The organism is Kitasatospora sp. NPDC093806 (assembly GCF_040683335.1).
Classification (GTDB): Bacteria; Actinomycetota; Actinomycetes; order Streptomycetales; family Streptomycetaceae; genus Kitasatospora.
This window is the reverse complement of the sequence record NZ_JBFBDO010000026.1, coordinates 16,187-40,962: the sequence shown is the minus strand read 5'-3', so window position 1 is coordinate 40,962 and position 24,776 is coordinate 16,187. Positions and strand designations below refer to the sequence as shown.

Below are 24,776 nucleotides of genomic sequence, written 5' to 3'. Positions count from 1 at the left end.
CCGCCCGCCCCATGAGCGTCACCGGGGCATGGCCTTGGGTACCGGCCCACATCAACGGCGAGCAGGGCGTCCTGTTCACGACGGCCGGCCACCCGGTCGGCGCGCTCTACCCCGACCCGCTGGACGGCCGGACCCGGCACCTGCGCTTCCAGGCCGCCCCGGGACACCGAGCCGGTCCGCCGTCCCGCCGACCGGGCCGTCAGACGGTCGCGCCCAGGTACCGGCGGCCGGGTATCTGCTCGAAGATCAGGTTGGTCCGGGTCTGCGCCACCGCCGGGTGGGTGGTGAGGTGGTCCACGACGAAGTCGCGCAGCCCCTCCGGCCCGGCCACGCCGACGTGCAGGAGGTAGTCGTCGGACCCGGCCATGTGGAACACCGCCAGCACGCCGGGCAGGTCGGGGGCGGTGCCGCGGAAGCTCTCGTTCTGCTCCCGGGTGTGCGCCCGCAGCCGGACCGAGATCATCGCCTGGAGCGGCAGCCCGATGGCGGCCGGGTCGATCTCGGTCCGGAAGGCGCGGATGATCCCGCGTTCGCGCAGCGCGCGGACCCGGGCCAGGCAGGTCGACGGGGCGATGCCGACGGCCTCGGCGAGCGCGTTGTTCGGCGTCCGGGCGTTCTCGGCGAGGACGCGCAGGATCGCCTGGTCGGTGTCGTCGATGGGCGCCTGCCGGGGCTGCGGATAATTCGGCACGCCGACCAGCGTCCCCGCCCGGGCCGCAGATCCGCAAGGGATCGGTGGGACATTCCGAATGTCGTTCGGAACACTTTCGCGCGCGCGTCGGAAAGTTCCATCCTGACGCCATGATCCCCGCCGCCGTCCACGCCACCCGCGCCACCGACGACACCGTCCAGACGGGCGTCCGCACCGACGTCCGCACCGACGGCCACGTCGACGGCCACGTCGACGTCCACACCGACGGCCGCACCGCCGGTGACAGCGACGGGGAGCCGACGGGCCGGGACTTCGCGATCCCCGCCGAGGGGCTGACCGACGGCGCCCGGCTGAGCGCGCTCGACCGGATGGACGGGTACCTGACCCGCAAGCGCCGGCACCTGGTCGGCTACCAGGCCACCCAGGAGCTGGCGGGCAGCGCCCTCGACCTCGCCCGGTTCATGCTCAGCAACATCAACAACCTCGGCGACCCGTTCGAGAGCGGCGGCTACAAGCCGAACACCAAGGTGGTCGAGCGCGCGGTGCTCGACTACTACGCCCGGCTCTGGCACGCCGGACGGCCGTACGACCCGGCCGACCCCGAGTCCTACTGGGGCTACATGCTGTCCATGGGGTCGACCGAGGGCAACATGTACGCGCTCTGGAACGCCCGGGACTACCTCACCCGCCCCGGCGCGCTCCGGCCGGTCGCCTTCTACTCGGAGGACACCCACTACTCCTTCGCCAAGGCGGTCCGGGTGCTGGGCGTCGACACCTTCCACGCGGTCGGCGCGGCGGAGTACCCGGACGAGTGCCCGCTGGGCGGGGACTGGCCGGCCGAGGTGCCCTCGCTGGCCGGCCCGTCGGGCACCTCGTGGGACGGCCCCGGCGCGATAGACGTGGACGCTCTGGCGGTGCTGGTGGAGTTCTTCGCGGCCAAGGGCCACCCGATCTTCGTCAACCTCAACCTCGGCAGCACGTTCAAGGGCGCCCACGACGACGTCCGGCAGGCCTGCGAACGGCTGCTGCCGGTCTTCGAACGGCACGGCCTGCTCCGCTGCGAGCCCGCCGCCGGCGGCCCGGGGGCGGCGCCGCGCCGCGGTTTCTGGATCCACGTCGACGGCGCGCTCGGCGCGGGCTACGTGCCGTTCCAGCGGATGGCCGCCGAGGACCCGGCCGCGTACGGCTGGACGCCCGAGGCGGACCTGCCGGAGTTCGACTTCGGCATCACCCTCCCCACCCGCGAGTCCGGGGACGTCGACATGGTCTCGTCGATCGCCATGAGCGGGCACAAGTGGCCGGGCGTGCCGTGGCCGTGCGGCGTCTTCCTGACGAAGACCAAGTACCAGCTCGAACCGCCGTCCCAGCCCGAGTACATCGGCGCGCCCGACAGCACCTTCGCCGGCTCCCGCAACGGCTTCTCGCCGCTGGTCCTGTGGGACCACCTCTCCCGGCACTCCTACCGGGACCAGGTCGACCGGATCCGCCGGGCCCAGGACCTGGCCGGCTACCTGGAGCACGGCCTCCGGGCCCTGGAGGACGAGCACGGCCTCGAACTCTGGCCGGCCCGCACCCCGGGCGCCATCACCGTCCGCTTCCGCAAGCCCAGCGCCGAACTGGTCGCCAAGTGGTCGCTGTCCTGCGAGAACGTCCTCACCACCCCCGGCGACCCGACCACCTGCCGCGGCTACGCGCACGTCTTCCTGATGCCCTCGGTCGACCGCGCCAAGCTGGACGCCCTCCTCACCGACCTCGCCCAGGACCCCACCATCCGCACCCCGCACCCCACCCGCGCCGACGGCTGACGGCTCATCGCTGACCGCTGACCGCTGACCGCTGACCGTTCACCGGCCCCGTACCAGGGTCAGGAGGCTCAGGGCGAACATCAGGACGCCCAGGGGGACGTGGAGGGACGGGATGTGGGCGATGCCCAGGAGGACTTGGGCCGAGGCGAGGGTGAGGAAGCCGGTGGCGTACAGGATGGGGCGGGGGGAGCCGCCGGCCGGGCGCCAGGCGAGGATCGCGGCGAGCAGGTAGAGCATCGAGGCGCCGTACATCACGCGGGCGCCGACGCTGTGCAGCACCTCGCCGTGGGCTGAGGAGAGCAGCAGGCCGGCGGTGGAGGCCTGGAAGAGGATGGCCAGGGTCTGGAGTGCGACCGTGATCTGAAGGAGGGTGAGGCGGCGGTGCGGCGTGGTTGTCGAGGCGGCGGTGGTGGTGGCCATGGCGCGGTCCCTTCTTCTGCCTCGCGGCAGTGATCGGTAGTGTCCCGGTAGTCCGACGACGTGGGCCCGCGGAATGTGAGGCGGCACGGTCGGTGAAGCAGGGCGGTAGGTCAGGTCGGCGAAGCAGGGAGCGGTCGGATGAGCAGCCCGTCCGGGCCGGGCCGGGACCACGGCGTGAGCGCGGTGGTCGGTGAGCGGCGGCACCTGATCAACCTGGCCTACCGGCTGCTCGGTTCGCTGACCGAGGCCGAGGACGCCGTGCAGGAGACCTACGCCCGCTGGTACGCGATGCCCCGGCAGCGGCGGGAGGCCGTCGAGTCGCCGGGTGCCTGGCTGACGACGGTGGCCGGCCGGGTCTGTCTGGACCTGCTCGGGTCGGCGCGGGTCCGGCGCGAGCGCTACGTCGGCGAGTGGCTGCCCGAGCCGCTGCCCGATCGCGCGGAGTGGGCGGGCGGGCCGGTCGACCCGGCCGACCGGATCACCCTGGACGAGTCGGTGGACATGGCCTTCCTGGTCGTCCTGGAGTCGATGACGCCGGCCGAGCGGGTGGCGTTCGTCCTGCACGACGTCTTCCGGTACCCCTTCGCCGAGGTCGCCGGGATGGTCGGCCGGACCCCGGCGGCCTGCCGCCAGCTGGCGTCCTCCGCCCGCCGGCGGCTCCGGACCGCGCACGCCCCGGCGGCCGCGGTCCCGGCCGCGGCGCAGGCGGCCGTGGTGCGGCAGTTCAAGGAGGCCTGGGAGGCCAAGGACATCGGTGCCCTCGTCGGCCTCCTCGACCCCGGGGCCACGATGACCGCCGACGGCGGCGGACTGGTCGGCGCCGTGCTCCGTCCGGTCGGGGGCGGCGGGCGGATCGCCCGGTACCTGGTCCACATCGCCGACAAGGCCCCCGGGTTGACGCTCCTGGAACGCACCGTCAACGGCCGCCCCGGCCTGGTCGCCCAGCACGCCGGCGTCACCGTCACGGTGGCGGCCTTCGACCTCGCCGACGCCCGCGTCACCCGCATCTGGGCCGTCCGCAACCCCGAGAAGCTCCGCCCGTGGAGCCCGGGCCCGTCGGCGGTGGGCCCGTCGGCGGCGGGCTTGCCGGCAGCGGGCCCGTCGGCAGAAGGCCCGTCGGCCGCGGGAGGGCTGTGATGTACCGCGAGCGGGAGGTGCCGGAGGCCGGCGGGGTGCTCTGGACGAGCGCCGCCGCCGTGGCGGGGCCGCACCGGATCCTCCCGGACGGCTGCCTCGACCTGATCTGGATGGCGGGCGAACTGGTCGTCGCCGGCCCGGACACCGGGGCGGTGGTGCTGGCGGCGCGGCCGGGGGACACCGCGGTCGGGCTGCGGTTCGCGCCGGGGAACGGGCCGCTGGTGCTGGGCGTCCCGGCGCACGAGCTGCGCGACCGCCGGGTGCCGCTGGACCGGCTCTGGGACGGCGCGCTCGTCCGGCGGCTGACCGAGCGGCTCGCGGAGACGGCGACGCCCGGCCGGTTCCTCGCCGGGCTGGCCGCGGCCAGGACCCGCGAGCCCGACCCGATGGTCCGCGAGGTGCTCGCCGGGCTCGCGGCGGGCGACTCCGTCGCCGCCTGCGCCGTGCGCGCCGGGTACAGCGAGCGGCAGCTGCACCGCCGCTGCCGGGAGGCGTTCGGGTACGGGCTGAAGACGCTCGACCGGGTGCTGCGGATGAACCGGGCCGTCGCGCTGGCGCGGCGCGGCACGCCGTTCGCCGAGATCGCGTCCGCGCAGGGCTACGCCGACCAGGCGCACCTCAGCCGGGAGGTGCGGGCGCTGGCCGGCGTGCCGCTGGGGGCGTTCAGGCCAGGGCGCTGAACAGGTCGACCGGGTTGCCGTCCGGGTCCTGGAGCTGGGCATAGCGCTGGCCCCAGAAAGCGTCCCACGGCTCCTTGTGGCCCCGGTGGCCGAGCCCGACCATCCGCGCGTAGGTCGCGTCGACCTCGGCGGGGTCGTCGCAGTGGAACCCGACGGCGATGCGGTGGCCCCCGGACGGCGGCGCCCAGTCCGGCTCGAAGCTCCGGATCACGTCGACGCGGTCCCAGCCCAGCCGCATGCCGCCGGGCAGCGACACCTCGACGTGCGGCTCGTGGTCGGCCTCGGCGGGGATGTCGAGGCCCAGGTCACGGTAGAAGGCCAGCGAACGCCCCATGTCGGCGACGACCAGCCCGAAGAAGTCGATGCGAATACCCATGCCCCGAACCTACGGCCGCCCGGGGCCGGGACTCTTGAAGAAATCGGACCTCCGGACGCGTCCCGGGGCGGCCGGGCTCAGGCGGCCGGGTAGGGGATGGTGCCCAGCGGCGGGCCGGGGAGGAGGGTGTTCCCGGCGCCGGGGCGTTCGACGAAGGCGCGGGCCGCGGCGGCCTGCCGGCGCCGGGTGTCCAGCTCGTCGGCGTGCCAGGCGTCGCGCCGGGCCTGCGGGTAGTCCCACGAGTCGTCGATCAGGCTGAGGCTGGTGTTGCCCGCGCTGCGCTGGAACTCCGCCTTCACGGCGGCCTGTTGGAGCGCGCTCTGGGTCGCGGCGAGGTCGATGCGAGTGATCAGGACGCCGCGGGTGTCCGGCACGCGGGTGGGCATCGGGGCCTGCGGGAGCGGGGAGACGCCGGTGTCGAGGCGGCCGATGTTGTCGACGGTCGCGTCCTGGGCCTCCCGCGCCGCGATGTGCATCTCGCGGTGCAGCCAGAGGAGTTCGTCGAGGTCGGCCTGGGTGATGCGGATGCGCTCGTACGCGGCCCGGAAGCGGGGGTCGTGGTGCAGCGGACGCAGGGGCGGCAGGTGGAACGCGACGCAGTCGTTGTAGCCGGCCGTCACCGCGGCGTCGAGGTGGAAGATCACCTGGTCCGCCCGGCCGCGCGCGAGGGCCAGGCCGCCGAGGCCCGCGTGGCCGGCGGCGACGAGCCAGCTGCCGTCCGGGCCGAGTGCCGTGGCGCGCGCGATGACGTCGTGGAAGCCCGCCGCGACGTCGACGGGCTTCGGGGCGCCGAGGAACTGACGCGCGAACGAGGGGAGGGCGTCCAGCGCCGCCAGCGCCTGGGCGGCGCCGTCGGTCAGGTGCGCCACCAGCAGGTCGTGAACGCGGGTGGCCAGTGAGTTGACGGTGTCGACCATGGATCTCCTCGGACCTCGGTGGTGGAGCGTGAAGGGGGAAGCGTTAAGGGACGGTGTCGCTGCTGTGGTGTCCCCGTGGAGGTGACGGGTGATCGGGAGGGCGCGGTTCCTGCTCGTGCGCGGCCGCCGGTGTCCGGAAGCGGACACCGGCGCGTGCCTCAGCCCTTCTTCCGCAGCACCATGTACTGGCTCGGCTTCAGCAGGTCGGGGCTGTAGTGGAGTTCGCCGTCCGGAGACATCGTGATCAGGCGGTAGATCGACCGGTCGGCGGTGCAGTTGTCGTTGGGCGAGGAGCCGGTCACCCGGGACGCGTAGGAGACCCGGCTCTCGCTGGCGTCGGTGAGCGTCCACGCGCCTTCGCACCAGGTGCCGCTGTTCGGCGTCTCGGCGCGGATCTTGCTCTTCTCCTGGCTCGGCGCCGACTGGACGATGGTGAGGGTGAGGATGGTGACGTCCCCGTTGGCGGCCTTGCGCTCACCGACCCACGTCCCGAGGAACTTCGCGGGGATGATGCCCGGCCCCGGGTCGGTGGGGGACGCGCCGGGCGCGGGGCTCTCCTCGGCGGGATCGGTGGCGTCGTCGGTCGGCTCGGGGCTCCGGGAGGCCGGTTCGGAGGGCTCGGGGGACTCGAAGCCCTTCGAGCCCGGGGTCGGGGCGGCGGGCGCCGCGTCCCCGCCGGACGGGACGGTCTGCCCGGGGGTGGAGGGGGCGGCGGCGGTCCGGTGGTCGTTCTTCCGCAGCTGGTCGATCAGCAGGTAGCCGCCGCCGACCAGCAGCAGGACGGCGAGGAGCGCGGCCACCGGCGCGGCGTACCCCCGTCGGCGGGGTGGGGGAGACGGCGGCGGGTAGGGGCCGTAGCCGGGCAGCGGGGCCTGCGCGCCTGGCCCGCCCGGTCCGATGGTCGGCGGGCCGTACGTCGGCGGCCCGAACCCGGGTGCCCCCGGTACCCCCGGTACCCCCGGCACACCGGGAACCGTCCCCGCCGCCTCGGCCGCTCGCGCCGCCCTCGCCACCTCGGCAACCGTCCGGCCACCATCGGCGGCCCAGGTCCCGGAGTCCCCCGCGGCCGTCCCCGCCCCGTCCTCCCGCTCCCCCTCCAGGTCCAGCAACTGCACGGCGCTGCGCCCGACCGCCGCCGCCAGTGTCGCCGGCAGCCAGTCCCCGCGCCCCAGCCGGGCCGCCGCCGCGCCGTCGCCGTCCAGCAGTTCCCGCAGCCGTCCGGGCGTTGGCCGGGCGGCCGGGTCCTTGGCCAGGCAGTCGCGGACGAGGTCGAGCAGCGGGCCGGTGAGCCCGGAGAGGTCGGGCTCCTCGTGCAGCACCCGGTAGAGCAGGACGGGCGCGCTCAGCCCGGAGCCGAACGGCATCGTGCCGGTCGCCGCGTACGCGAGCACCGCGCCGAGCGAGAAGACGTCGCTGGCCGGCCCGGCGGGCAGCCCGTTCGCCTGCTCCGGCGACATGAAGCCCGGCGAACCGAACACCTGGCCGGACTGGGTGAGCCCGCTGGTGGCGTCCAGCGCGCGGGCGATGCCGAAGTCGATCAGCCGCGGCCCGTCCAGGGTCAGCAGCACGTTCGACGGCTTGACGTCCCGGTGCACCAGGCCGAGGCCGTGCACCTGGGCGAGCGCCTCGGCGAGGCCGACGCCGAGGGCCCGGACGGCCGGCTCGGGGAGGGGCCCGAAGTCCCGTACGGCGGTGGCGAGCGCGGGCCCGGCGACGTAGCCGGTGGCCACCCAGAGGTGTCCGCCCTCGGTGTCGGCGGCCAGGACCGGCGCCGTCCAGGTGCCGCCGACCCGCCGGGCGGCCGCCACCTCCTGCCGGAACCGGGCCCGGAACTCCGGGTCCCCGGCCAGGTCGCGACGGATCAGCTTGACGGCGACGGTCCGCCCGCCGGTGCTGCGGCCGAGGTAGACCCGGCCCATCCCGCCCGCGCCGAGCTGCCGCAGCAGCCGGTACTCGCCCACCTGCCGCGGATCGTCCGCTTCCAGCGGCTGCATGCCCACACTCCCCTCGCCGCCCGACCCCGTCGTCCCGCTGCCCCCCGGACATCCGGAAAAGACGCTATCGGCCGGCGATCACCCGTGGAACGGGGGTCAAGTCCAAAGAATCACCATCAGATGATCACAGTGCAACGGCTCATGTCACGACGTCAGGGCGATCCTAGGATCGCCGACACGATCACAAGGGGGCTGCCTCGACGACCCGCAGGGCTCGACGGCCGAAGGCGTGCGACTCCGGCTCGCGGACTGCACCCCCGGCCCCGGCCGGACCTGGTACCTGCCCACCTGACCGGGGCGGGACAGGACGGAGGCCCGGACCGCGTCACGCCGTCCGGGCCTCCCGCCGTCGGGGCCGCTCCACGCCCTGCCCCGTCCCCGCGCTACGCCCCGGCCCCGCTCACGTTGCCGTTGACCGCCGCGATCCGGCCGAGCGCGTCGAAGGTCACCTCGGCGGCGCTGCCGTCGGGCAGCCGGACCCCGATCCGGTCGGCGCCCGGCTCGACGGGCACCCCGTGGTGCGCGAAGTAGCCGGTCACCACCTCGTACGGGGAGTGCCCGAACAGCCCGGCACCCGGGTGCCGGGCCCGGCCGACTGGCCGATGTAGCCCGGCGCGCCCAGCACGCCCATGCCGACGAAGGCGAGCGCCTCGGCGGCCCGGCGCGGATCGGCGAACCCGGCCAGGTCCACGCCCGGCTCCCGCAGTTCGGGGACGTCGTCGGCGCGCCCGAACCCGGCGATCCGCTCGCTGGCGGCGACCACCGCGCTGCCCTGCAGACCGGGGTTGGCCCACGCCCAGAGCCACGACCGCTCGGACTCGTCGTAGGTGCCGAGCAGCCCGACCCGTACGGTGCGCCCGGCGGACTGGTAGACGCACTGGTCCAGGTCGGCCGTCCACGGGCCGGCCGGCAGCACCCGTTCGAGCGCCTCCAACTGCTCGGCGCCCCAGGCGGCGTGCTGCTCGGCGGTGCGCAGGAAGGCATCGGTGAACGTCGTCGACATCATCTGACCCACCCTAGTGACCTGGGAAGACGCCGAATTCCCGGGCCCCCTCCCACCGCCTGGCGGCGTCGGCTCCCGCCCGATCAACGGTCGGTCAGGTGCCGGGCGAAGAACCCGCGGACGACACCCCGGATCCGCGGGACCGCGACGGCCGGGTCCACGGTCCCGACCAGGGCGTCCCGCGCCTGCGCCGTCAGGAGCCCCGCCGCCTGGAGCCGGGGGACCATCGCGGCGTAGTCGGTGAAGATCCAGTGGTTGGCGTCGGCGATCCGGCCGGTGTACGTCCGCCGGTTCGACCGAGCGGTCAGCGCGGACCAGGACCGGTCGAGTTCGGGCCGTCGGGCGAACCCCTCGCTGCCGAGCAGGAGGAGCGGCTTCGCCACGCCTTCCGTCACGACCGGGAACGGTTCGGCGGCGCCGCCGGGCGCGGCCGGCGGGTGGTCCAGGTAGCCCTCCAGGTTGATCCCGGCGCGGACCTGCCGGTTCTCGTGCAGCACCTCGGTGACGGCGCTCCCACCGGCGGAGTGTCCGTACAGCCCGATCCGGCGCGGGTCGAGCGTGTCGGCGAGCCCGGGCGGCAGCGGCAGCTCGGCCGGGTGGCGGAGGCGGTCGACGACGAAGTGCAGGTCGGCGATCCGGGTGTCGATCAAGGTGCGCCAGAGGGACGGCCGGTCGCGCGGATCGCCGCGCAGGACCGTCGGGCGCACCAGGTCCGCCCGGAACGGCGTGACGTCCGGGAACTCGACCGCGGCCGGGTCGCCGGGATGGTCGACGAGGACGACGACGGCGCCGTGACCGGCCAGATCCTCCGCCAGGGAGGTGCCCAGGCCGCGCGGGTCGCCGCCGCCGGGGCTGAACACCAGCACCGGGCGCCGGCCCGGCAGCACGGGGGCGCCGGGGAAGGAGTGGGACATGGTGGCACCCCAGTCCACGCCCGAGCCGGGCAGTCGCAGGGGCGTCTGCGGGACGATCTGCCCGAACCAGGCCGCGGCCTGCGGAGGCAGCTGCGGGGCCGGGGACAGGCCGGCGGTGGACCGGGCGGGGTAGAGGAAGGTCAGCATCAGCTCCCGTACCGGGATCGAGGGATCCCACGGGTCGCGGCGGGAGGTGTCGACGAGGCGGACCGACACGCACCCCACGGGGTGGCGGCCGGTCGGCGCGGGCAGGGTGAGCACGGCGTCCGGGGAACCGCCCCGGGAGTCCGCGTAGGCGCGGCTGCCGCCGCTGCCACCGATTCCGCCGACGCCGCCGACGCCGCCGAACAGGAGGGCGGCGGAGCCCAGCAACACGGACGTGGTGACGGTACGTCGGCGCACCGTGAGGTCTCGGGTCATGCGCCAGAGGCTGCCCCGCCCGCCCGGGCCGGCGCGAACGTTTAGGTTGAGGACTCAAGGATGGCCCCCCGGGCGCCGTCCGTGTCCACACGCGGGGGGCCTCGTGCTTCGGATCCACTTCACGCCGGAGGACTTCGCCAGGGTCCGCCTCGCGCCCCGTCCGGCGCCGCTCCAGGAACTCAACGCGGCGCTGACGATGATGTGCCGCCGGGGCGACGACCTGCTCCACGGACCGTGGCGGCGCCGGGCGCTGCGGGCGCTCCCGAAGGCCGCCGGACCACTCGCCGACCTCGTCCCGGCCGGCCTGGCACCGGGATTCCTGGACGTGCCGGCGGACTCCCTGCCGGAAGCCCTGGAGACGACGGTCAGCGCCCCCGCCGGTTTCGTCCGCGCCGAACTGGAACGCGTCTACCGGCCCGCCCGGAGGCCGGCGCCGCCGTGGATCCACGACCTCGGCCGGGGCGACGCCGAGGCCCGGCGGCTGGTCGGCCGTGCGCAGCGCTCGGCGTTCGAGGCGCTGCTCGGGCCGGTCTGGGGGCAGGTGCAGGACCTCCACCACGCCGAGTTCGTCCGCCGGGCGGTGCAACTTGCCGAAGGCGTCGGCCCGGTGCTGGCCGGACTGCTGCCCGGTGCCCGCCTGCACGGCAGCGTCTGGGAGCTCCCGGGCCCGCCGCGAACCGTCCACCTCGGCGGGCGCGGGCTCCTCCTCCTGCCGACCTTCCACTGGTTCGACGGACCGCTGCTGTCCGACCTCCCCGACCGCCCCGACCGCCCGGCCGTGGTCACCTACCCGGCCGCCCCCGGCCTCCTCCCACCCCACCCCGACGGCCCGGCCGGCCCGACCGACCCGCGAACGCTGGGCCGGGTGCTCGGGGACACCCGCGCCGAACTGCTGCGCCTCCTGGCCGACGAGCACACCACCACCGACCTCGCCCGCCGCCTCCACCTCAGCCCCGCCACGGTCTCCGCCCACACCACCGCCCTCCGCGCCGCCGGCCTGATCTCCACCACCCGCGCCGGCAAATCCGTCCTCCACCACCGCACCCCCCTGGCCACCCTCCTCCTGGGCCCGCCCACCTGACCGCCCCCGCCGGCCGTGCCCGGCCCAGTACGCGAGGGGCGCTCCGCTTCCCGCAGAGGGCGCTCGATGACCGCGACCGCGCTCAGCCGCGGTCGGCGGCCGACACCACTCCCGACTCGTAAGCGGCGATCACCAGTTGGGCGCGGTCGCGGGCGGCCAGCTTGGTGAGGAGGCGGCCGATGTGGGTCTTCACCGTGCCCATGCTGAGGTGCAGGCGCGCCGTGATCTCGTGGTTCGACAGGCCCCTCGCGATCAGCTCCAGGACCTCGTGCTCCCGCTCCGTCACCCCGGCGAGCACGGCCGTGCCGCGACCCGGGCCCGGGCCCGGGCGGTGGGTGAACTCCGCGATCAGGCGACGCGTGACCGACGGAGCGAGCAGCGAGTCGCCGGCGGCGACGACCCGGATCGCGGCCAGGACCTCCGCGGGCGGTGAGTCCTTGAGGAGGAAACCCGCCGCGCCCGCCCGCAGGGCCGCGTAGACGTACTCGTCGAGGTCGAACGTGGTGAGGATCAGCACCCGCGCCCCGGCGGTCTCCGGGGATCCACAGATCCGCCGGGTGGCCTCGATGCCGTCCATGACGGGCATCCGGACGTCCATCAGCACCACGTCCGGCCGGTGCAGGCGGGCCAGTTCGACGGCTTCGGCTCCGTCGCCCGCCTCTCCGACGGCGGTGAGACCGGGCTCGTTCTCGACGAGGATCCGGAAGGAACCCCGCAGCAAGACCTGGTCGTCGACGACGAGCACACGGGTCGCGTCGGTCATTCGCTCCTCCTCGTGGCGTCCTGCGGCAGGCGGGCGGAGACCGCGAAGCCCCCCTCGGGGCGCGGGCCGGCGCTGAACGTCCCGCCGAACATCATCACCCGCTCCCGCATGCCGACCAGGCCGTGCCCCCCGTGGACACCCCGGTCGCCGCCCCGGCCGCCGTCGTCCGTGACATCGATCCGCACCTCGCGGGGATCCGCCTCGACCGTCACCCGGCAGTGGGCGGGGGCCGCGTGCTTCACGACATTGGTGAGGGACTCCTGGACGATCCGGTGGACGGCCAGGGCGATCCCGGCGGGCAGGCCTTCATCGGGGACCCGGACCGTCAGATCGACCGTCACGTCGGCTCGTCGGGCCTGCTCGGCCAGAAGCGGGAGGTCGTCGATCCCGGGGGCCGGGCCCAGTGGGGCGTCGGCGGTGTCCGCGCGCAGCACGCCGAGGCTGCGGCGCATCTCGGTCATGGCGTCCCGGCTGGTCTGCTCGATGACGCGCAGCGCTTCCAAGGCCTCCTCGGGGCGGTGCCGGGCGACGTGCCCGGTGACGCCCGCCTTCACGGCGATCAGGCTGAGGCTGTGCGACACGATGTCGTGCAACTCGCGGGCGATCCGCAGGCGTTCGTCGACGATGGCGCGTTCGGTGTGACGGGCCGCATGGTCCGCTTCCCTGGCCCGGCGCGCACGTACCGCGAAACCCGCCGCCCAGCCGCCGCCCACGACGCACCAGACCATCGCGGCGACCCCGGCCGCCCCGCTCCAGGTCTCGGCCGGGGTGACCACCGCCTCCCCGGTGAGGACGGCGGCCGCCGAAGCGGCGAGTGCGGCGGCGAGCGCGGGCGCGGAGCGGCGCGGTGGTTCGGCGAGGGCGACCAGGTACAGGGTGAGGCCGACCGCGAGGTACGGCTCGCGGGTGATGTCCAGGAGGGTGGCGACGACGGCTCCGGCCAGGGCCACCGTCGCGGCCGGTACAGGCCACCGTCGGCGGAAGGCGACCGGTAGTCCGACCGCGACGGCCACCAGCACGCCCGCCCACGCCGGGCCGGTGAAGGCGGGCTGGGTGCCGCCGCCGGACATCCGGGCGAAACCGGCGTACACGGTGGCGATCAGGAGCGCGCCCGCAAGGTCGAGTGCGAGCAGATGGCCGCCGGGCGGCCGCCTCGGGAGACGCATGGCCCGACCGTATATCGTCAACCGGCCCGTCCGATCAGGGTCATGAGGACCACGGTGGCGGTGACGGCGGCGGTCCAGCGCAGGACGGTGGCGCGGCGCGGTGCCGGGCCGTCGCGCAGAACGGTGACCCCCAGCGGGACGAGGGCGAGGCAGAGTCCGGCGACGGCCACGACCGACAGCGGGGTGGTGCCCTTCAGCACACCGAGCGGCAGCGCGGCGGTCGCCGCGAGCGCGACGGCGCGGACGGGGCCGAGCACGCGGGCCCGCCAGGCCCCCACGGCGAGGATCAGCCAGCCTCCCATGATCGCGAGGTTGAGGGCGCTGAACACGTGGAAGGCGCCGTAGGTCTCGCCGATGAGCCGGGTGGCGGCCTCCACTCCCTGCCGGTCGGCCAGCCGGAAGGCGAGATGGTCGACACCGGCGTGGAAGGTCCGGGCGAAGAGCCCGAGGACGGCGAAGACCCCACCCCACAGAGCGAGCCCGGGGCGGCGGCGGCCGATCCGGCTCGCGAGCACGGCCACGGCCGGCCACAGCAGGACGGTCCCGGTGGCGAACGCACCGTAGGAGGCCGCGATCAGGCGGGGGTGCTCGGCGCGGGCGGCGAGCTGTTCGGGGAAGAAGAAGTGGAAGGGGAGCCGCAGCAGCACTCCCGCCCCGAGGAGCAGTGGGCCGGCCACCAGCGAGACCCCGCCGGCCCACCGCCCGGGGAAGGGCGAATCGCCGGACCACTCCACCGGCAGCAGCCGGGCCTTCCTCGGGGCGGGGGTCTCGTGGCCGGGGGGTGCGCTCCGCGTCGTCGTCATGCCCTGAACGGTGCCGCCCGGGAGACCCCCGTCGCGTCGGACCACGGTCCATTCCCCACCATCGGCCCCAGGTCCGACCCGGTCCAGAACGGAGCCCCGCCTCCCGCCCCCACCCGGAATACGGAACGACGAAGGCCCGGACCGTCGAAACGGTCCGGGCCTCCTGCCGGCGGAGGATACGAGATTCGAACTCGTGAGGGGTTGCCCCCAACACACTTTCCAATTCTCTCGAACACTGTCCGCCGGGGTTCACGCCCGTCCTGACCTGCGGCGGAGCGAACCGCTGGGCGGCGGCTGAACCCGACTGGACGGGGGTGAATGAGACCAAAACTGAGACCAGGAGACCGGCTGGGGCAGCCCATGGCGGCCGAGGGGCCTACTTCGGAAGGTCGCCCGCGAGCCACCCGTCCACCACTGAGAGTGCAAGGGCTTCCTGGAGCCAGGGGGTCGTTTTGATGACCGTGGTGAGGAACTCGCGCGCCTGGTCGGGCGGGAGTAGCTCCGAGATCACATGACTGCCGTCGCCGAGTTGGCTCCCGCTTGCGCAGTCGATGTAGATGTCGACGAGCCCTCGCTTGGTGGGCGCCACCCCGATGAACGCAGTGCCGCTCGTCAGTGACTCGCCGACCTTGATCAAGTTCTGTTGAGGTCCGGACTTGAAGGTGGCGGCCGATCGCGTGTTGGCGGTTGGCAATGGTCCTCCCCAAGCTCGCTCGGTGAGTTCACCCCATACGCCGGCGGCGACGGTGCGGGGATCCACGCCTTCGGATGGGGCGCAGTTCTGGTACACGCCATCCGGCTGCTCTGAGCGGTCATGCTCCTTGATCCAGAAGACGCGACGGGCGAACCGAAAGGGCGCTTCGCCTGCCGGCGCGTCCGGCTTGAGCACCGAGTACCCCACCCGCCGGCCATGCCCGTTCCAACGGACAGGGCCGCGACGGGTGCCAGCCGCCACCTCCAGATATTCGCGCACGTAGTCGAAGTTGCCGATGCTCTCGGTCCAGACAATGCCATCCTCGTGTCGGATGAGATCTGGGTTCCTGTTCACGTACTCTCCTCCCGAGTGGACCGTGGCAGAGCCTGCCCTCAGTCCGCGAGTGTGAACCGTCCGGACTTCCTATCTCGCTTCCAAGTCGACTGTGCTCGGAACGGGTTCGGCGAGAGAGCCAACGAGGTAGGGCCAGGCGACTCTTCGGCCATGCGCCCCACGCTGTCAGAGCGGTCAGTTAGCGTCCGCTGCATGCCGGAGAAGCGGAAGAAGACGCCTCAATCGCTCGCTCGGCGGGCAGGTCGAAAATCATTATTCAGTTCGAGTTTTCGCTAGAATTGATTACCTATGCGGGGTCTGGAGTTCGATCTCAATAGGGCATCGCGATCAGGCGGTGGTGGGTGTGCTGCTGAGCACCTGTATCTATGAGGTACCGCGATCCCGATCGCGATGAACGAGGTTGTTGAATCCCTGTCCGCCTCGAATGAGAGAAGCCCCATTCTCCACGTCGTCCGGGTGGACAATAGAGTCCTGGATTCCCAGTGTGTGCATGAGAGATTTTACCGAGACTACCCTGGTGTTGCCAGCCCAGAGGATCCGAAAGGAAAGGGACCCATCCCTGGCCTTCCTTGACGCCTGCGCTTCCGAGAGGCCAAGCGTGCTGGCTGCCTTGCTGAAGCCTATGTGCTGCGGCAGAAGATCGGAAATCCGATAGTAGAGATTTCTGCCGTCGACCCAGGACCGCCCGACCTGTGCCGGGGCAATGGGTGGGGCGGACGTCTCGTCGCGGCGCCCATCCCGGAGCATGCTGTGTAGGCCGGTTGCGTGGTCCATGGCCCCCATCCGCTGCAAAAGGGATCCGATTCGCTCGCCGCGAATTCTCTCGTTGGCGTCCGGATCCCTTACCGTCCCGACGTCGATAATTGTGGACGGTCGAAGTGCAGGCATGTTTTCATGGCCGCTCTCTGGAATGAAAATATCCACGCTGTCCGTGCATGTTTCCGATGAGCCCGAGTTCACTAGGCTTCGCGCGCTCGCAAAGGCATTGCTCATCATGATTTCTTGCAGCTTCTTGGGTGGTGTTCCATCATCTGCGGATGACCATGCTGTCAGGAGTCCTTCTATCATTGCAGACCTGATGTCGGAAACTTCATAGTTCCAATTTCGGGCCAGCTCTTTTGACCATCCCTTGAAGTATGGGGTCAGTAGATCCAATGCGATCATCAACCATTTCTCCCGATGTTGCATCTCCCCTTCCCTGGCCAGGGTTACTACTGATTCCCAGAGGCGTAGGCTCGCCGTTGATTTTGAGCGCCCCAGGCGAACCTGACTGCGCAGCTCCTGGTAGGTTGAATGTTTCTTCATTGTGCAAGATTGAACATCGCCCACGTGTGCACATATGGGTCCCCTGCCGCACCTGAGAAGAATGTGATCGGTAATGACAGTGAAGGCGTCGGACATGGCGCTCCCTCCCCGAGTCGGACCAGGTCTCAGGGAGATCATGAGGGTGGCATCCGCTCGTTTGATTCTCATCGCTCAGATATAACCCGATCGAGTGAACTGTGCATGGTTGCTTGGGGGTCCTTCATTCATTGCGGCCAGTGAGGATCGTTGAACGCGTCGATTCTGCACTCAGCCTGACGGTGCGGCACCTGCCCTCGGCAGATTGTGGCGGGCGCGAGCTTGCCCCAGGTCAACGAGTGTTTGTGATGGCCGAGGCGGATCAAGTGGGTGACCGGCTCGTTGCCGGCGCTCCGGGCTACTCTGCGTTGCGAGGGGTCGGATCTGCAGTCGGCTCGGCTGCTTGCGTCCCTGCGCTCATTGATGCCGAGCCGGTACGCCCTGGACATCGCGTCCTGGGTGCCTGGTTCGTCCTGCGGGGAGAACGATCCTTCCTCGCGCCCGAGTTCGCCCTTCTATCGCGTGATCAGAGCGATCACGCACGCGCTGAGGGACATCGCCGCATCGAGCCGCAGGAGCTTCCGGAGCCCTTGTGTGCGGGGTCGTTCCCTCCGCATCCGGGCTCCATCATCCGGAACAAGCCCCGCGCTCCGTAGTGCTACGCCGCGCAGCGGCCTTTGCCGAGACCCGGTCCAGGTGGACCTGGAGAAGAGTGGACGCCATGGCGTTCTTGTCCAAGGAGACGTGGGGGTGCCTTCGTTGGGCCGGACGTGCGTGAACGAGACGAGGCGACCGTCGGCGCTGTCCGGTGCGGGAGGCCGGTGAGCGCCAGGGCGCCGCCATCTTGCTGGTCCTTCTCCTGAATGATCGAGTCATTCTCGCCACCATGGACGGAGCATCATAGGAGCCCGGATGAGCACCGGGCTGGTCGAAGTCAAGACCAAGTGAATGGGGCGCCTGCCCACTCCGGAGATCAGGGGTCCCCCGGCGTCGGCGGGGAGCGTTCGCGTCGTCAGCTCATGCCAGCGGCTTTGAGCAGGCTGTGCCAGTAGGGGAGGTCGCGTACCTCGGCCCTCTTGTAGACGCCGTTCGGCCGTAGCTTCTCGTACGCACGGACGAGCCGCTCGGCGGTCCGCCGCGTCAGCGCAGGCACCTCGGTGTCGAGGATCTCCTCCCACGCCGGTGCCGTTGGATCGCGTTGGTCGCAGTGCAGCCGGTCGAACGGCAGCCGGCGGGCGACCGCCCAGACCATCAGGTCAGGGGCGTCCTCCAGCAGGTGCCAGTGATGGGCCGATCGGGTCCGGAGCATCTGTTCCAGGACACCGAGGATCGACCGTCGGAACGTGATGGCGATGCGGACGCCGGTCGCCTGGGTGTGGTCGTTGAACAGAGTGCGGAACGCCTGGCTGGACGGGTTCCGCCAGATCTCCTGCCGTCCCTCGTCCTCAAGCGTGCGGTGGGCGAGGTCGGGGCCGGCCTTGTGCGAGAACAGTGCGAGTGCCGTGGTCGCCTCTCCGATGGAGTACCCCTCCCGCCGCGGCCCGCGCTGCTCGCCGCGGCGAATCCTGAAGTTGCACTGGTCGTCACTGAACTGCCTGACGAGCCTGAGCATGACGGGATGACGGACGAGGAGGTCCTGCGGCTCGGTCGGATTGCAGTAGAGGTGAGCACAGTCATACTCGCTCCGGGCGAGTTCACGGGTCGACCCAGTGACGATACGGACGTCGAGCACCGCCCGGTCCAGGTGCTCGACGGACAACTCCGCGGCGAGACGGGAGACCAGGGCAATCCGCTGGTACCCGTCGATGCACTCCGGCCCGAGAAGATCGAGGGTGCCGCTGCTCCGGGTTCCATCCGGAACCCAGAAGACGTTGTCGGCGCCGAGGACCACTCGGCCTGTGACACCGAAGGCATCCGGCCGTTCGCGCAGCACCTTCTCCATTTCCCGGTTCTGGGCCGAACCCACGAGGAACTCGCGCCTGGTGCCCATCCGCTCTGCCGAGTCGAGCGCCTCGGCGAGACCGACGAGTTGGCCGGCTGGTACGCGGGCGTCCCACTGCTCGGTGCCCAGTCGGTGCAGGAGCGTCGTCTGGATTCGGAATCCGGAACACAGGAGTGGCATGCTCGTCGGCTCCTGGTGAGCCGGGAAGGGGTGCGTCACGGCGTAGGGGTTCACGCCCCTACAACGGGCGTCTCATCGCTCAGGTGACGGGCCCTTGCACGAGGACAGGTGTGTTGTTCGTGGAGTCGGCCGTCAACCCGCGGCGAATGCCTCCGGCCCGGGCTCGGGAATGCGCCAGTCGATTCGGACCTGCTGGTTGAGGGGCAGCGAGGGGCCGCCGATGTAGATACGGTGGATCAGGTAGAGCATCGCCAGTCGGAACGCGTCCGGTTCGAGGTTCGTCACGGTGGCGCGGCTCAGCTTCATCACCTGCCGGACGATACGTGGATCGGCCTCGAGGGGACCGAGTTCCGCCACGATCTCCGGAGTAATCCGGCCGTCCTCGCGCATGGCCGATATGGAGCGGCGAAGGAGGTCCGGCTCGGCTTCGATCCGGGTGAGGACACAGTCGATGACGAACTCGTGGAGTACGTCCGCCGCGATCTTGCCGTGCTCAACGGGCTCCTCGCCCGTGCACTCCGGGCACCCGGCGCATTCGTCCAGGCCGTAGAGATCCGCCGACTCCTCGTCCGCCTGCCGGGTGGACATGAAGCAGGAGGCCACCCACATGATCTCCGGCTGACTCAGCTCCAGGTCCTCGGCGGTCGACAGGTCGGGGTCGTGCCAGAGGCGATCCATGCTCTCGTCGTCCGTCCCGAGATCCGGAGGCGGGATTTCGGAGCGCATCAGGGATGCCAGACTGACGAGATAGGGCTCCCAGTCGAGCGCGCTGTGCAGAAGGGTGGCGGCATCGGCGCCGGGGCGCTTCCAGAATATGAGGTCCTCGTCGTCACCGTTGACGAAGTGCAGGACGTGGTCCGTCGAGTCGAATTCGACCCCGGACATCTCTCCCAGGTGAGTGAGAACGGCCTGCCTGCCTCGGTAGCGCCCGACATAGCGCCGGGCTTGAGCGACGAACGACTCCATCGTTGCGTCGGTCAGCACCGCGTTGGGGCTGACCCCGATGACCTTCGGGCGGTTGAACGGGCCGGACCGTCGGAGCTGCTGTGTTGCGTTCGCCCAGAAGAGTCGCTTGCTGTCCGGGTCGTACACCACGCAGTAGACGGGGATGTTCCCGTCAGCCCAGGTACTGCCGTGGTGGCCGACGGGTACCGCGTAGCCGTTGGCCCGGCGCCACTTCTCCCCGCCCTTGACCTGCACTCTGATCACGTCGCTCGTCACGTGCTCGTCCTCGACGAAGGTGACGTAGAGGTCCTCGCCGAAGTCGTTCTGCCCGGAGATCTCCTGGACGACGTGATTGTGCTCCTCAAGGAGCGCGCGCACCGCGTTCACGGCGGCCTGGCCCACGCGCCGGCCCTTTGGGATCTTCGGCATGTTGTCTCCCCCCGGACGTTCCCCGTCCGCCTCGTCTGGGCTCGGGGCGGTTGTTGCCCTCGCGATTCTGCCCCGTGCCTCCGACATGGCACCCGGAGCCGGGAACGACGAAGGCCCGGACCGTCGAAACGGTCCGGGCCTTCTGCCGGCGGAGGATACGAGATTCGAACTCGTGAGGGGTTGCCCCCAACACGCTTTCCAAGCGTGCGCCCTAGGCCTCTAGGCGAATCCTCCGTGGGAGAGCTTAGTACATGTTCAGGGGTGCTCGCGACCACGTATCTCGCAGGTGGGGGGAGGGGGGTGCCTGCGGATCGGGGGAGGGGGTGGTGGTGGAGGGGTGGGGCCCGGATCCGGTAGTGTGGGGGTCAGCCCCTCGTGTGGCGCTAACTCTCTGAACTCCCCCAGGGCCGGAAGGCAGCAAGGGTAGGAGGGCTCTGGCGGGTGCGCGAGGGGTCTTTGCGTTTCCGGGGCCGGAGCGGGGCCGGGGTCGAGGGGCGACGCGTTTGTCCGTCCGTCCCGATATCGTCGGTGGTGTGTCCCTAGCCCTGTACCGCCGCTACCGCCCCGAGACCTTCGCGGAGGTCATCGGGCAGGAGCACGTGACCGCTCCGCTCCAGCAGGCCCTGCGCAACAACAGGGTCAATCACGCGTACCTCTTCAGCGGCCCGCGCGGCTGCGGAAAGACGACGAGTGCGCGCATCCTGGCCCGCTGCCTGAACTGTGAGCAGGGGCCGACGCCGACGCCGTGCGGCGAGTGCCAGTCCTGCCGGGACCTCGCCACGGGCGGGCCCGGGTCGATCGACGTGATCGAGATCGACGCCGCCTCGCACGGTGGTGTGGACGACGCGCGCGAGCTGCGCGAGCGGGCGTTCTTCGCGCCGGTGCACAGCCGGTACAAGATCTTCATCCTGGACGAGGCGCACATGGTGACCTCGGCCGGCTTCAACGCGCTGCTGAAGGTGGTGGAGGAGCCGCCGGAGCACCTCAAGTTCATCTTCGCGACCACCGAGCCGGAGAAGGTGATCGGGACGATCCGGTCCCGCACCCACCACTACCCGTTCCGGCTGGTGCCGCCCGGCACGCTGCGCGACTACCTGGCGGAGGTGTGCGGCCGGGAGGCGATCCAGGTCGAGGACTCCGTGTTCCCGCTGGTGGTGCGGGCCGGTGCCGGGTCGGTGCGTGACTCGATGTCGGTGATGGACCAGCTGCTGGCCGGCGCCACCGAGGGCGGCGTGACGTACCAGATGGCCACCGCGCTGCTCGGGTACACGGACTCGGCGCTGCTGGACGAGGTGGTGGACGCGTTCGCCGCGCAGGACGGGGCGACGGTCTTCCAGGTGATCGACCGGGTGGTCGAGGGCGGGCACGACCCGCGCCGGTTCGTCACGGACCTGCTGGAGCGGCTGCGCGACCTGGTGATCCTCGCCACGGTGCCGGACGCGGGGGAGAAGGGGCTGATCGACGCCCCGGCGGACCGGGTCGCGGTGATGCAGGCCCAGGCGGACGCGTTCGGGGCGGCCGAGCTGAGCCGGGCGGCGGACATCGTCAACACCGGGCTGACGGAGATGCGCGGGAACGCGGCGCCCCGGCTCCAGCTGGAGCTGATCTGCGCCCGGGTGATGCTGCCGGGGGCGTACAGCGACGAGCTGTCGTTGCAGGCGCGGTTGGACAAGCTGGAGCGGCGGGCGGCGACGGGCGGCTTCGCGACGCAGGGAATGCCGCAGGGAATGCCGCAGGTGGTGCCGGTGGAGGTTGCGGCCGTTCCGGTGGCTCCGGTGGTTCCGGTGCAGGTGGAGACGGTGGCGGCGGCGCCCGTGCAGCCCACGCCGGTGCAGCCGGCCGCCCCCGCGGCCCCCGCGGCTCCGGCCGGGCCGGCGCCCGGGGCGTGGCCGATCAAGCGGAGCTTCCCGCCGGCCGGGGAGGCGCCCGCGCCCGCACCCGCGGCGGCGCCCGCGCCCGTCCAGCAGGCGGCCCCGGTCGCGGCACCCGCCGCCCCGGCCGCCCCCGCCCCGGCGTCCGGTGGGCAGCCGTCGGCGGCGGCGCAGCAGGGTGCCGGGCAGGTCCGGCAGCTGTGGCCGCAGATCCTGGAGGCGGTGAAGAACCGCCGCCGGTTCACCTGGATCCTGCTGAGCCAGAACGGCCAGGTGGCCGGGTTCGACGGCAGTGTGCTCCAGGTCTCGTTCATCAACGCGGGGGCGCGCGACAGCTTCGTCAGCAGCAACAGCGACGACGTGCTGCGGCAGGCCCTGTCGGACGCGCTCGGCGTGGACTGGCGGATCGAGTGCATCGTCGACCCGTCCGGCGGTGCGGGCGGTCCGGCCGGCGCGTCCGGGGCCGGGGCCGGTGGCGGTACCGGGGGCTTCGGCGGTGGTGGTGGCGGCACCGGTGGCGGTGGTGGCGGCTGGGGTGCCGCGCCGGCGCGTCCGGCCGCGCCCGCGCCGGCTGCGACGTACGCCGCTCCGGCGCCCGCGGCCGTGCCCGCTCCGGCGCCCGGGCCCGTCCCCGCGCCGCAGCCGGCGCCGGTCGCGCCGGTGCCCCCGCCCGTCCAGGCTCCGCCGCAGGCCGCCCCCGCGCGGCCGGTGCAGGCGGTGGCGCCCGAGGACGACATCCCGGAGGAGGACGACCCCGACCTCAACGAGGACACGTTCTCCGGCCAGGAGCTGATCATCCGCGAGCTCGGGGCCACGGTGCTGGAGGAGATCCGGCACGGCGGGAACTGAGCCCCCGGCCGGAACGTAGGCTCGGGAAGAGCCGTAGAACCGACGTACTGAAGTACCGAAGTACCGAAGTGCCAGAAGTACCGACGCTAGGAGTGAGCCGTGTTTCCCGGTGGTGGCCAGCCCAACATGCAGGCGCTGCTCAAGCAGGCCCAGAAGATGCAGCAGGACCTCGCCAAGGCCCAGCAGGAGCTGGCCGAGACGAAGGTGACCGGTTCGGCGGGCGGCGGCCTGGTCGAGGCGACGGTGACGGGCGCCGGTGAGCTGGTGACGCTGACCATTGCCCCGGCCGCCGTGGACCCGGAGGACACCGAGACGCTGGCCGACCTGGTCCTGGCGGCGGTCCGGGACGCCAACCAGGCCGCGCAGAAGATGCAGGCCGAGCGGATGGGCCCGCTGACCCAGGGCCTCGGCGGCGGCATCCCCGGCCTGCCGTTCTGAGGTCGCACGCACGGTCGGGCGGGCAGGCGAACGGACGGCCGGACGAGCCGCACGTGTGGCCGTGACGGTCTGGAGTTCAGACGGCGGACCTGTGTGATTTATGCGGGAGTCGGGCGTCGGGCGGTGTGCCCGACGCCCGATTCGTTGGATGATGGCACCGGAGCACCCCGCGCGGGTGCCACCCGGTCCACCCGAGGGAAGGCGCGACGTTGTACGAGGGCGTGGTTCAGGACCTGATCGACGAACTGGGCAGGCTGCCCGGCGTCGGGCCCAAGAGCGCGCAGCGGATCGCCTTCCACGTCCTGCAGGCCGACCCGGTCGACGTCCGCCGGCTGGCGCACGCGCTGCTGGAGGTCAAGGACAAGGTCCGGTTCTGCGCCGTCTGCGGCAACGTCGCGGAGGCCGAGCAGTGCCGGGTCTGCCTCGACCCGCGCCGCGACCTGGCCGTCATCTGCGTGGTCGAGGAGCCCAAGGACGTCGTCGCCATCGAGCGCACCCGGGAGTTCCGCGGCCGCTACCACGTGCTGGGCGGCGCGATCAGCCCGATCGAGGGCGTCGGGCCGGACGACCTGCGGATCCGGGAGCTGCTGGCGCGGCTCGCGGACGGCACGGTCACCGAGCTGATCCTGGCCACCGACCCCAATCTGGAGGGGGAGGCGACCGCCACCTACCTGGCCCGGCTGTGCAAGCCGATGGGCCTGAAGGTGACCCGTCTGGCGAGCGGCCTGCCCGTCGGCGGGGATCTGGAGTACGCGGACGAGGTCACGCTCGGCCGCGCCTTCGAAGGGAGACGACTGCTCGATGTCTGACCGGACGATCAACCAGCAGCCCCACGCGGCCGAAACACCCGCCGACAGCCACACCCACGCGCACGGCTCGGAACCGGACGACTTCGCGGTGCAGATCGCGGACTCGGTGGAGAGCTTCGTGCTCGCGGTGACCGAGGTCGCCAAGGGCGACGAGCCCGGCAGCGCCGTGTCCCTCCTCCTGCTGGAGGTCTCGCAGCTGCTGCTGGCCGGCGGCCGGCTGGGCGCGATCGAGGACGTCGTCCCGGAGGACCGCTTCGAGCCCGACGCCGGGCCGGAGCCGGACGGCGAGCAGCTGCGCGAGCGCCTCGCCGAGCTGCTCGCGCCGATCGACGTCTACCACGAGGTCTTCGACCCGTACGGGCCGCCGGAGAAGCCGAACGCCTTCCGGATCTCGGACGACCTGGCCGGGGTGGTGAGCGAGCTGCAGCACGGGCTCACCCACTACCGCGAGGGCCGGGTCAGCGAGGCGCTCTGGTGGTGGCAGTTCTCGTACCTGTCGAACTGGGGCACGACCTGCACGGCCGTCCTGCGGGCGCTGCAGTCGCTGATCGCGCACGTCCGGCTGGACAGTCCGATCGGGGCGGCGCCGGACGGTGCGGACACCGACAACGACGGGCTCACCGACGAGCAGCTGGAGCAGCAGGCCGGCGACCTGATGGCGGCGGAGCTGGGCCTGGGCCGGTGAGCCGAGCGCTCATCCGCCCGCGAGCGGCGCGGTGATCCGCAGGCTGGTCGGCCCGGTGTGACGGAAGCCTCAGGGGTTTTCGCCCACGCGAAAACCCCCGGGAGCACC

At 72.1% G+C, this 24,776-nt stretch carries 23 protein-coding genes, 1 tRNA gene and 1 other RNA gene; 9 read left to right on the top strand and 16 right to left on the bottom strand.

Annotated features, from left to right (window positions below; all coding sequences use genetic code 11):
* Positions 1–199: 199 nt before the first annotated feature.
* The gene (locus AB0N76_RS15860) at positions 200–691 is read right to left on the bottom strand and encodes an Lrp/AsnC family transcriptional regulator (protein ID WP_363557353.1); all 492 of its coding nucleotides are present in this window, start codon (positions 689–691) and stop codon (positions 200–202) included.
* Positions 692–801: 110 nt separating this feature from the next.
* On the opposite strand from AB0N76_RS15860, the gene AB0N76_RS15855 reads away from it, so the two are divergent.
* Entirely contained in the window at positions 802–2,457 is a 1,656-nt protein-coding gene (locus tag AB0N76_RS15855; protein ID WP_363557351.1) for a histidine decarboxylase, read from the top strand.
* A gap of 39 nt (positions 2,458–2,496) precedes the next feature.
* Here the strand turns inward: AB0N76_RS15855 and AB0N76_RS15850 are convergent, their stop codons facing one another.
* On the bottom strand, positions 2,497–2,877 hold the full coding sequence (locus tag AB0N76_RS15850) for a hypothetical protein (RefSeq protein ID WP_363557349.1): 381 nt from the start codon (positions 2,875–2,877) through the stop codon (positions 2,497–2,499).
* Positions 2,878–3,015: 138 nt separating this feature from the next.
* Between AB0N76_RS15850 and sigJ the strand changes: the two genes are divergently transcribed.
* Positions 3,016–4,014 carry an RNA polymerase sigma factor SigJ gene (gene sigJ / locus AB0N76_RS15845; protein ID WP_363557347.1) on the top strand — a complete coding sequence of 333 codons (999 nt, stop codon included), beginning with the start codon at positions 3,016–3,018 and terminating at the stop codon, positions 4,012–4,014.
* Positions 4,014–4,694: a helix-turn-helix transcriptional regulator gene (locus AB0N76_RS15840; RefSeq protein ID WP_363557345.1), complete on the top strand. Its 681-nt coding sequence runs from the start codon at positions 4,014–4,016 to the stop codon at positions 4,692–4,694. The genes sigJ and AB0N76_RS15840 overlap by 1 nt, the downstream gene beginning before the upstream one ends.
* Here AB0N76_RS15840 and AB0N76_RS15835 read toward each other — a convergent pair.
* The 6 genes from AB0N76_RS15835 to AB0N76_RS15810 all read right to left on the bottom strand — a co-directional run bounded on the left by AB0N76_RS15835 (position 4,678) and on the right by AB0N76_RS15810 (position 10,318).
* Positions 4,678–5,070 (bottom strand): VOC family protein, encoded by a 393-nt coding sequence (locus AB0N76_RS15835; protein ID WP_363557343.1) that lies wholly within the window; start codon positions 5,068–5,070, stop codon positions 4,678–4,680. The genes AB0N76_RS15840 and AB0N76_RS15835 overlap by 17 nt on opposite strands.
* Positions 5,071–5,147: 77 nt before the next feature.
* The gene (locus tag AB0N76_RS15830) at positions 5,148–5,987 is read right to left on the bottom strand and encodes a hypothetical protein (protein ID WP_363557341.1); all 840 of its coding nucleotides are present in this window, start codon (positions 5,985–5,987) and stop codon (positions 5,148–5,150) included.
* Between the two features lie 158 nt (positions 5,988–6,145).
* Entirely contained in the window at positions 6,146–7,981 is a 1,836-nt protein-coding gene (locus AB0N76_RS15825; RefSeq protein ID WP_363557339.1) for a protein kinase, read from the bottom strand.
* A gap of 383 nt (positions 7,982–8,364) precedes the next feature.
* Positions 8,365–8,520, bottom strand: a complete 156-nt coding sequence (locus tag AB0N76_RS15820) for a hypothetical protein (RefSeq protein WP_363557337.1) — start codon at positions 8,518–8,520, stop codon at positions 8,365–8,367.
* On the bottom strand, positions 8,517–8,987 hold the full coding sequence (locus AB0N76_RS15815) for a DUF6882 domain-containing protein (protein WP_363557335.1): 471 nt from the start codon (positions 8,985–8,987) through the stop codon (positions 8,517–8,519). Before AB0N76_RS15815 ends, AB0N76_RS15820 begins: the two co-directional genes overlap by 4 nt.
* A gap of 80 nt (positions 8,988–9,067) precedes the next feature.
* Entirely contained in the window at positions 9,068–10,318 is a 1,251-nt protein-coding gene (locus tag AB0N76_RS15810; protein WP_363557333.1) for an alpha/beta hydrolase, read from the bottom strand.
* Between the two features lie 103 nt (positions 10,319–10,421).
* On the opposite strand from AB0N76_RS15810, the gene AB0N76_RS15805 reads away from it, so the two are divergent.
* On the top strand, positions 10,422–11,399 hold the full coding sequence (locus AB0N76_RS15805) for a helix-turn-helix domain-containing protein (protein WP_363557331.1): 978 nt from the start codon (positions 10,422–10,424) through the stop codon (positions 11,397–11,399).
* A gap of 82 nt (positions 11,400–11,481) precedes the next feature.
* Here AB0N76_RS15805 and AB0N76_RS15800 read toward each other — a convergent pair whose 3' ends face one another.
* The 8 genes from AB0N76_RS15800 to AB0N76_RS15765 all read right to left on the bottom strand — a co-directional run bounded on the left by AB0N76_RS15800 (position 11,482) and on the right by AB0N76_RS15765 (position 20,250).
* Positions 11,482–12,162, bottom strand: coding sequence for a response regulator transcription factor (locus AB0N76_RS15800; protein WP_363557329.1), 681 nt, complete (start codon positions 12,160–12,162; stop codon positions 11,482–11,484).
* Positions 12,159–13,328 (bottom strand): histidine kinase, encoded by a 1,170-nt coding sequence (locus tag AB0N76_RS15795; RefSeq protein ID WP_363557327.1) that lies wholly within the window; start codon positions 13,326–13,328, stop codon positions 12,159–12,161. The genes AB0N76_RS15800 and AB0N76_RS15795 overlap by 4 nt, the downstream gene beginning before the upstream one ends.
* A 17-nt stretch (positions 13,329–13,345) precedes the next feature.
* Positions 13,346–14,131, bottom strand: coding sequence for a hypothetical protein (locus AB0N76_RS15790; RefSeq protein ID WP_363557325.1), 786 nt, complete (start codon positions 14,129–14,131; stop codon positions 13,346–13,348).
* 376 nt (positions 14,132–14,507) lie between these two features.
* The gene (locus AB0N76_RS15785; RefSeq protein WP_363557323.1) at positions 14,508–15,179 is read right to left on the bottom strand and encodes a DUF6009 family protein; all 672 of its coding nucleotides are present in this window, start codon (positions 15,177–15,179) and stop codon (positions 14,508–14,510) included.
* Positions 15,180–15,542: 363 nt separating this feature from the next.
* Entirely contained in the window at positions 15,543–16,580 is a 1,038-nt protein-coding gene (locus tag AB0N76_RS15780; RefSeq protein WP_363557321.1) for a hypothetical protein, read from the bottom strand.
* A 952-nt stretch (positions 16,581–17,532) separates the two neighbouring features.
* Positions 17,533–18,696, bottom strand: a complete 1,164-nt coding sequence (locus tag AB0N76_RS15775; RefSeq protein WP_363557319.1) for a hypothetical protein — start codon at positions 18,694–18,696, stop codon at positions 17,533–17,535.
* 78 nt (positions 18,697–18,774) lie between these two features.
* The gene (locus tag AB0N76_RS15770) at positions 18,775–20,016 is read right to left on the bottom strand and encodes a DUF4365 domain-containing protein (RefSeq protein WP_363557317.1); all 1,242 of its coding nucleotides are present in this window, start codon (positions 20,014–20,016) and stop codon (positions 18,775–18,777) included.
* Between the two features lie 149 nt (positions 20,017–20,165).
* A tRNA-Ser gene (locus AB0N76_RS15765) sits at positions 20,166–20,250 on the bottom strand.
* Positions 20,251–20,383: 133 nt separating this feature from the next.
* Here AB0N76_RS15765 and ffs point away from each other — a divergent pair.
* The 5 genes from ffs to AB0N76_RS15740 all read left to right on the top strand — a co-directional run bounded on the left by ffs (position 20,384) and on the right by AB0N76_RS15740 (position 24,668).
* An RNA gene (gene ffs / locus AB0N76_RS15760) (signal recognition particle sRNA small type) lies at positions 20,384–20,474 on the top strand.
* Positions 20,475–20,549: 75 nt separating this feature from the next.
* A complete protein-coding gene (locus AB0N76_RS15755) occupies positions 20,550–22,736 on the top strand; it encodes a DNA polymerase III subunit gamma and tau (RefSeq protein ID WP_363557315.1) in 2,187 nt (728 codons plus the stop codon).
* Positions 22,737–22,835: 99 nt separating this feature from the next.
* On the top strand, positions 22,836–23,174 hold the full coding sequence (locus AB0N76_RS15750; RefSeq protein WP_363557313.1) for a YbaB/EbfC family nucleoid-associated protein: 339 nt from the start codon (positions 22,836–22,838) through the stop codon (positions 23,172–23,174).
* A 209-nt stretch (positions 23,175–23,383) separates the two neighbouring features.
* Positions 23,384–23,983 carry a recombination mediator RecR gene (gene recR, locus AB0N76_RS15745; protein ID WP_030392621.1) on the top strand — a complete coding sequence of 200 codons (600 nt, stop codon included), beginning with the start codon at positions 23,384–23,386 and terminating at the stop codon, positions 23,981–23,983.
* On the top strand, positions 23,976–24,668 hold the full coding sequence (locus tag AB0N76_RS15740; RefSeq protein WP_363557311.1) for a DUF5063 domain-containing protein: 693 nt from the start codon (positions 23,976–23,978) through the stop codon (positions 24,666–24,668). Before recR ends, AB0N76_RS15740 begins: the two co-directional genes overlap by 8 nt.
* Positions 24,669–24,776 lie beyond the last annotated feature (108 nt).